The following is a 6,639-nucleotide window of genomic DNA, read 5'->3' on the forward strand; positions in this document are numbered from 1 at the left end:
CCCGGTGGAAAGATAAAACAGTGTGCTCATGACTTACCTCGGGCGTTATAAATACACTGATATAAAATGGTTGGCAATTAACGAGTCCTGAACCTAGAGTTCCTCTCCGTTTGCGGCCGGGGTATGCGCCGCCCCCGGCCGCAAACGGGCGCGTTTTGGACAGTGCGCGCCCGTCCGGGGAACCAGGGGCATGCCCCCGGTTCCCCGCTCATTTTGAGCATGAAAAAAGGGAGCGCCTTTGGCGCTCCCTGAAAAGACCACACGGCCCGGCCGCTTAGTCTTTTTTGTCCTTCTTGAGCCAGGACATCATGCCGCGCAGGTTTTTGCCCACCTGCTCGATCTGGTGTTCGGACTCGTTGCGGCGGGTGGTCAGGAACATGGGGTACTTGGCCCGGGCCTCCAGGATGAAATCGCGGGCGAATTTGCCGCTCTGGATGTCCTTGAGCACGCCCTTCATTTCCTTCTTCACGTTTTCATTGATCAGGCGCGGACCGGAAACATAGTCGCCGTATTCCGCCGTATTGCTGATGGAGTAGCGCATGCGCGAAAGGCCGCCCTCGTACATCAGGTCCACGATCAGCTTCATCTCGTGCATGCATTCGAAATAGGCCATTTCCGGTTGGTACCCGGCTTCCACCAGGGTTTCGAAACCGGCCTTGATCAGCGCGGAAACGCCGCCGCAAAGCACGGCCTGTTCGCCGAAGAGGTCGGTTTCCGTCTCTTCACGGAAGGTGGTTTCAATGACGCCGGAGCGGGTGCCGCCGATACCCTTGGCATAGGCCAGGGCCACCTTGAGGGCCTCGCCCGTGGCGTCCTGCTCGATAGCCACCAGGCAGGGCACGCCGCCGCCCTCGGTGAAGGTGCGGCGCACCAGATGGCCGGGGCCCTTGGGCGCGATGAGGAAGACGTCCACATCCTTGGGCGGCTGAATCTGACTGAAGTGGATGTTGAAGCCGTGGGCGAACAGCAGGGCCTTGCCCTTGGTCAAATGGGGCTTGATGTCGTTTTCATAGACCGCCGCCTGCACTTCGTCGGGCAGCAGAATCATGATCAGATCGGCCTGCTCTGCCGCTTCGGCGGCGGACACGGGCGTGAAGCCGTGCTCCTTGGCCAGCTCGTAGTTAGCGCCGCCGGGGCGCTGGCCCACGACCACCTTGACCCCGGAATCCCGAAGGTTCTGGGCATGGGCATGGCCCTGGCTGCCGTAGCCGATGATGGCGACGGTTTTATTTTTCAAAACATTGAGATCGGCATCCTGATCATAATACACTTTCATCTGAACATCCTCTGTAATCGCTCACGGTTAAACAAAATACATCCCTGGCCGCACACGCGGCGGGGAAATGGGGGACAAAGGCAACGGGCCTCCGGACAAAACCGCCCCGGCCCATTTCGCCGGGGAATGAAACCGCTTACCGGCCAGTGTCTAATTTAAAAAATTAGACACACAAACCCTTAACACTTGAAATACTCGCTTACGACGAGCAAAGCCCGCCTTTTGTGACAAGGATTTGCGGACAAATCCTTGCGGAGCGGTTGACGCATTTCATGCCTGAACCGCTCTAGACTCTTCGCGGGCGGCGCGTCAATCCACCTTTTTGGAGCGGCGCATGGCCACCGAGCCGGTACGCGCCAGTTCCTTGATGCCGAAACGTTGCAGCAGGCTGATGATGGCCTCCAGCTTGCCGTGGTCGCCCGTGGCCTCGATGGTCATCTCATTGGTGCTGACGTCCACCACCTTGCAGCGGAAGATCTCCACGGTGCGCAGGATCTCGCCGCGCATGGGGCCTTCGGCCTGAACCTTGACGAACATCATCTCCCGCTCCACGGCGGCGATGTCCGCAAAATCCATCACTTTGATGACGGACACGATTTTGTGCAGCTGCTTCATGATCTGCTCCAAAATCATACTGTCGCCATAGGTGGTAATGGTCATGTGCGAGACGCCTTCCTCAAGGGAAGGAGCCACGTTGAGCGAATCAATGTTGAAGCCGCGCCCGCTGAACAGGCCCACCACGCGGGAAAGCACGCCGGGTTCGTTTTCCACCAGCACGGAAAGCACGTGTCGTTGCATAGCCAACTCTCCATAGAGCAATTAACGCTTCAAACAGCCGCTCCGCGGCGGGCAAAGCCCGCCCGCGCCTGTTTGGGCGGCAAGGATTTGCGGACAAATCCCTGCGGGCATTTCATATGCCGTGAAATGCCCTACACCAGCAGCATTTCATCCAGCGCCGCGCCGGCGGGCACAATGGGATAGACGTTTTCCTCGCGCTCCACCACCACGTCGATAAAAGCGGGGTTGGGCGTGGCCAGGGCCTTTTCCAGCTCGGGCAGAAGATCCCCGGGCTTCTCAATGCGGTAGCCCTCGGCGCCGTAGGCTTCGGCCAGCTTCACGAAGTCGGGCTGGGCCTCCATGTTGGTGGAGCTGTAATTGTGGTTGTAAAAGAGCTCCTGCCACTGGCGCACCATGCCGAGATGGCGGTTGTTCAGAATGACCACTTTGACCGGCAGTTTGTAGGAAACGGCCGTGGCCAGTTCCTGAATGTTCATCTGCAAGGAGCCGTCCCCGGCCACCGCGATGACCAGTTTGTCCGGCAGGGCGAACTGCGCGCCGATGGCCGCCGGAAAACCATAGCCCATGGTGCCCAGGCCGCCGCTGGTCAGCAGGGTGCGCGGCTTGGTGAAGGAATAGAATTGGGCGGCCCACATCTGGTGCTGTCCCACTTCCGTGGCGATGATGGCGTCCCCGCGGGTGAGTTCGCGCAAGGCCTCCACCACTTGCTGGGGCTTGATGTTGCCGTTTTGCTGGTAGCAAAGAGGCTTGCTTTCCTTCCATTCGGACACGGCGTGGATCCATTCGGCATGCTCGCCTGCCCAGTCTTTGCCCGCCAGCTTGGCCTCACAGATTTCCATGATCCCGGACAGGGCCTGCCGACAGTCGCCCACCACCGGCACGTCCACTTCCACGTTTTTACGAATGGAAGTGGGATCGATGTCAATATGCACGATGCGCGCCTTGGAGGCGAAGGCCGTCAGCTTGCCGGTCACGCGGTCGTCAAAGCGCGCGCCCACGCAGACCAGCAGATCCGCGTTGTTGATGGCCAGGTTGGCGGCGTAGGTGCCGTGCATGCCCACCATGCCCAGCCAGAGCGGATCCGTGGCCGGAAAACCGCCCAGGCCCATGAGCGTGCAGGCCACGGGAATCTGCAGTTTGCGCGCCAGCGCCGTCAGCTCTTCGGCGGCATCGGCCATGATCACGCCGCCGCCCGCCAGCAGCACCGGACGCCTGGCCTGGGCCAGTTCCTCCACCGTGCGCCGCAGCTGGTTGAGATTGGGCTTGTAGGTGGGATTGTAGCTGCGCATGTAGATATCTTCCGGCCAGACGAATTCCGTCCTGGCCTGGACCACGTCCTTGGGCAGGTCCACCAGCACCGGGCCGGGGCGGCCCGAGCGGGCCAGATAAAAGGCCTGGCGGATGGTCAGGGCCAGCTTGCTCACATCCTTGACCAGGAAGTTGTGCTTGGTGCACGGGCGGGTGATGCCCACAATATCCACTTCCTGAAAGGCGTCGTTGCCGATCAGCTTGGTGGGCACCTGGCCCGTGATCACCACCAGAGGAATGGAATCGCTGTTGGCTGTGGCTATGCCCGTCACCGTGTTGGTGGCGCCCGGTCCGGAAGTCACCAGGCAGGCGCCCACCTTGCCGGAGGCGCGGGCATAGCCGTCAGCCGCGTGCACAGCTCCCTGCTCATGGCGGACCAGCACATGGCGGATCTCGGGATGTCGCGGCAGTTCGTCATAAATATCGATTACCGCGCCGCCCGGATAGCCGAACAACACGTCCACGCCTTCACGCTTCAGGGATTCAAGAAGAATCTGCGCACCTGTGCATTCCATGACCGGCACCTCAACCGCTTATTTACTTTCTTTTTTCAGACGATCCAGGATGTCCATCATTTTGGTCTTGCCCTCCAGCTTCTGCTTCTTGAGCTGCTTGAGGGTCTGCTCTTCGGTAGGCGTGCGGAAGGCCTTGCCTTCCAGCTTTTCCACCTGCTTTTCGTAGAGCACATGGTCTTCCCAAAGGGATTTCAGCTCCGGATCAGTGGGCGCATACTTTTCCAGCAGGTCAATTTCATGCTGATCCATAAGAAATCTCCAGTGTTAGATGTTTCAGCGCGGACAATCCGCGCAAAAAGCCCGTATTGAGGCGTCCCGGCCTTGAAATATGGGAATTTCAACGCCGTTCGGCCAGGGGCTGCTTCCGGATTGAAAAATTCCGGCTTTCCGGCAAAAAGCGCGTCGAGACGGCCGGAAGCCGGGGATCAATGCAGAAACAGCTCCTAATGCAGGGCAAGGGCGTACTGGGCCAAAGAGGCGATCACAATGCGATTGATCAGCTCGATAGCCAGCAGCACCACCACCGGTGAAAAATCCAGGCCGCTCGTATAGGTAAAGGGCAGCCATTTGCGCACCCGGTAAAAGACCGGCTCGGTGAGAAGCCGCAGGGTCCGCACGATGGGATTGTAAGGATCGGGCCGCACCCAGGTCAGCACGGCGGCGATGACCACAATCCAGAAATAGATGTTCAGGAGCGAACCCAGCACCAGAGCTATGGCGCTCAATGTATTGGCAAGCACAATCATGCGTTCTCCGAAGTACCCTTATAGAAACGTGAATGTATCAACGCGCTGCCAGGGCCGGGCTCAACGCGTCACGCAACACGGCGAAATCAGGCGCAATGATCCGGCCCTGCAGGCCGCCGCCGTTGAAAGCCGCGAAGATCACGCCGGCCGCCTCGGCGGCTTCCTTGTCATGGACGCTGTCGCCCACAAAAAGGGCATCCCGGGGTTCCATTCCCCAGGCCGAACAAATGCGCAATGCGCCTTCGGGCGACGGCTTGGGTGCGGCGTTGCTCGCCGTCACCACAGGATCAAAATAGGAGGGCAAGGAGAAAAAGTCCAGAACCCTCTGAACGCCCTGGTCCGTGCGGTTGGTGGCGATGGCCATGCGCACGCCCTTGCCGTGCAGTTCGTCCGCGAACTCGCGGAAGCCGGGCATGAGGCGCAACAGGGGCAGGATGTCGCGCTGGTAATTGATCTCGTCCCTGGTCACGCGGTCGATCTCGCCGTGCAGGCGCTTCGGCAGGATGTGCCGCAGGGCCTGGCCCGCCGTCGCCATGAAGGAATAGGCCTCCTGCTCCGGCGTCATGGGCGGCAGGCCGAAATAGGCCAGCACGCGGTTGTAGAATTCGTCATTGGCCGCGCGGGAGTTGATCATCACGCCGTCGCAATCAAAAATCACGCCGCCCAGACCGTGGGGGAAAAGCGCGCCGCTCATGCCCGCCTCCAGGTCAGCCAGAGGCGTTCCGCAACCAGAGGGCCGTCCGGCCTGGCCGGGCGCGAATGCCCCAGCGCCCGCCAGAGCGGCGCGCGGGCTTCCACAATCTCCCCGGCCCGTTCCGCGGGACAGCCCAGCATATCCGCCCGCTGCGGCGCTGGCCTGAACTCAAGCCGCTCCAGCAGGTCTTCTCGCATGGGGCCTTCCACGGCCAGGGCCGCGTCCTCGGGCAGAAAATACGCGGCATTGGCCGCCGCCAGCCGCCAGGGCGGCACCAGGGCCGGGTCCAGAGCGATGGGAGCGCCGAGAAAAGGCAGACCGCGCGGGCCTTCGTCCTCTTCCACGCCCAGAGCGGCGGTCAGGCTGCCCGCATTTGTCGCGTAGCGCCGGGCCAGCTCATCCAGTTCGGCCAGCCGTTCCTCCTGCAGCCAGAGCCAGAGCAGGGTCTTCTGGGCCTGTTCACGCTCCAGACGCTCCCGGCGGGCGGCTTCCGCCGCCTGGAGGGCCGCCCTCTTCGCGGCATCCGGGCTGTCCGTTCCGGCAAGCCCGCCCAGGCCCTCCACCACGGCCATTTCGGCCATCCGGCGCGCGGCGCGGGCATTGTCCGCGGCAGTCGCGCCCAAAGGCAGGCCGGAAAGGGCCGCCTCGTCCATCCGGCGCAGGTCCGCCAGGCAGGCCACGGCCTCGCGCTCATTGAAAGGATAGTTCCCGGGGTGATACCAACCCGCGGCCGTGAAACCGGGATCGTCCGGCAGGCCCGGCCAGAGGCTCAGGGCCCCCGGCCAGAGCGGCGCAGCGGCAGCGGCAATGCTGTCCGGGCCGGAAACGCTCCGGTCCAGCCCACGGGGCAGCGGCCCGCGCAAAAACGGCAATCTGAGGCACAAGGTCACATTCATACTTTTTTCCTTCGAAGTTTATCAGCATAGCCGTTGCCGGGCCCGAGCGCAAGCGGGAACGCGCGCTCCGGCACGGCCCGCGAAAGCCCGTCAATGCTTGGCGGCCCGGCGCGGCGGCGCTTCCGGCATCTATTGTCAGCTGGAGGAATATCGCATATATACACGCCAGCACCGCCGCGGGCACGCGCGGCGCCAGCCAAATCACCAGCCGGGCCCCCTCGCCCGGCATAGAAGGAGTACAGCTATGGAACAGGGCACCATCCGCCTCAAGACCGGCCTTGCCGAAATGCTCAAGGGCGGCGTCATTATGGACGTCACCACCCCGGAACAGGCGAAAATCGCCGAGGAAGCGGGCGCTTGCGCCGTCATGGCCCTGGAACGCGTGCCGGCCGACATCCGCGCCGCC

The 6,639-nt window shown here is 62.1% G+C and carries 7 protein-coding genes and 1 pseudogene; 1 reads left to right on the forward strand and 7 read right to left on the reverse strand.

The window, feature by feature from the left end; genetic code table 11:
- Positions 1 to 274: 274 nt before the first annotated feature.
- From ilvC to KH208_RS14785, 7 genes are all read right to left on the reverse strand, one after another.
- Complete coding sequence (ilvC, locus tag KH208_RS14755; protein WP_062251400.1) at positions 275 to 1,276, reverse strand: ketol-acid reductoisomerase; 1,002 nt, start codon at positions 1,274 to 1,276, stop codon at positions 275 to 277.
- Positions 1,277 to 1,585: 309 nt separating this feature from the next.
- On the reverse strand, positions 1,586 to 2,074 hold the full coding sequence (gene ilvN, locus KH208_RS14760; protein ID WP_291437567.1) for an acetolactate synthase small subunit: 489 nt from the start codon (positions 2,072 to 2,074) through the stop codon (positions 1,586 to 1,588).
- Between the two features lie 131 nt (positions 2,075 to 2,205).
- Positions 2,206 to 3,897 (reverse strand): biosynthetic-type acetolactate synthase large subunit, encoded by a 1,692-nt coding sequence (gene ilvB / locus KH208_RS14765; RefSeq protein WP_291437569.1) that lies wholly within the window; start codon positions 3,895 to 3,897, stop codon positions 2,206 to 2,208.
- Between the two features lie 18 nt (positions 3,898 to 3,915).
- On the reverse strand, positions 3,916 to 4,146 hold the full coding sequence (locus tag KH208_RS14770) for a DUF465 domain-containing protein (RefSeq protein ID WP_291437571.1): 231 nt from the start codon (positions 4,144 to 4,146) through the stop codon (positions 3,916 to 3,918).
- Positions 4,147 to 4,340: 194 nt separating this feature from the next.
- Complete coding sequence (locus KH208_RS14775; RefSeq protein ID WP_062251399.1) at positions 4,341 to 4,643, reverse strand: YggT family protein; 303 nt, start codon at positions 4,641 to 4,643, stop codon at positions 4,341 to 4,343.
- 37 nt (positions 4,644 to 4,680) lie between these two features.
- Positions 4,681 to 5,337, reverse strand: a complete 657-nt coding sequence (locus tag KH208_RS14780) for an HAD family hydrolase (RefSeq protein WP_291437574.1) — start codon at positions 5,335 to 5,337, stop codon at positions 4,681 to 4,683.
- Positions 5,334 to 6,233 carry a hypothetical protein gene (locus tag KH208_RS14785; RefSeq protein ID WP_291437576.1) on the reverse strand — a complete coding sequence of 300 codons (900 nt, stop codon included), beginning with the start codon at positions 6,231 to 6,233 and terminating at the stop codon, positions 5,334 to 5,336. The genes KH208_RS14780 and KH208_RS14785 overlap by 4 nt, the downstream gene beginning before the upstream one ends.
- 244 nt (positions 6,234 to 6,477) lie before the next feature.
- On the opposite strand from KH208_RS14785, the pseudogene KH208_RS14790 reads away from it, so the two are divergent.
- Positions 6,478 to 6,639 (forward strand): annotated as a pseudogene (locus KH208_RS14790) (pyridoxal 5'-phosphate synthase lyase subunit PdxS); the annotation flags it as partial.

The sequence above is a fragment of the Desulfovibrio sp. genome, assembly GCF_018379785.1.
Classification (GTDB): Bacteria; Desulfobacterota; Desulfovibrionia; order Desulfovibrionales; family Desulfovibrionaceae; genus Desulfovibrio.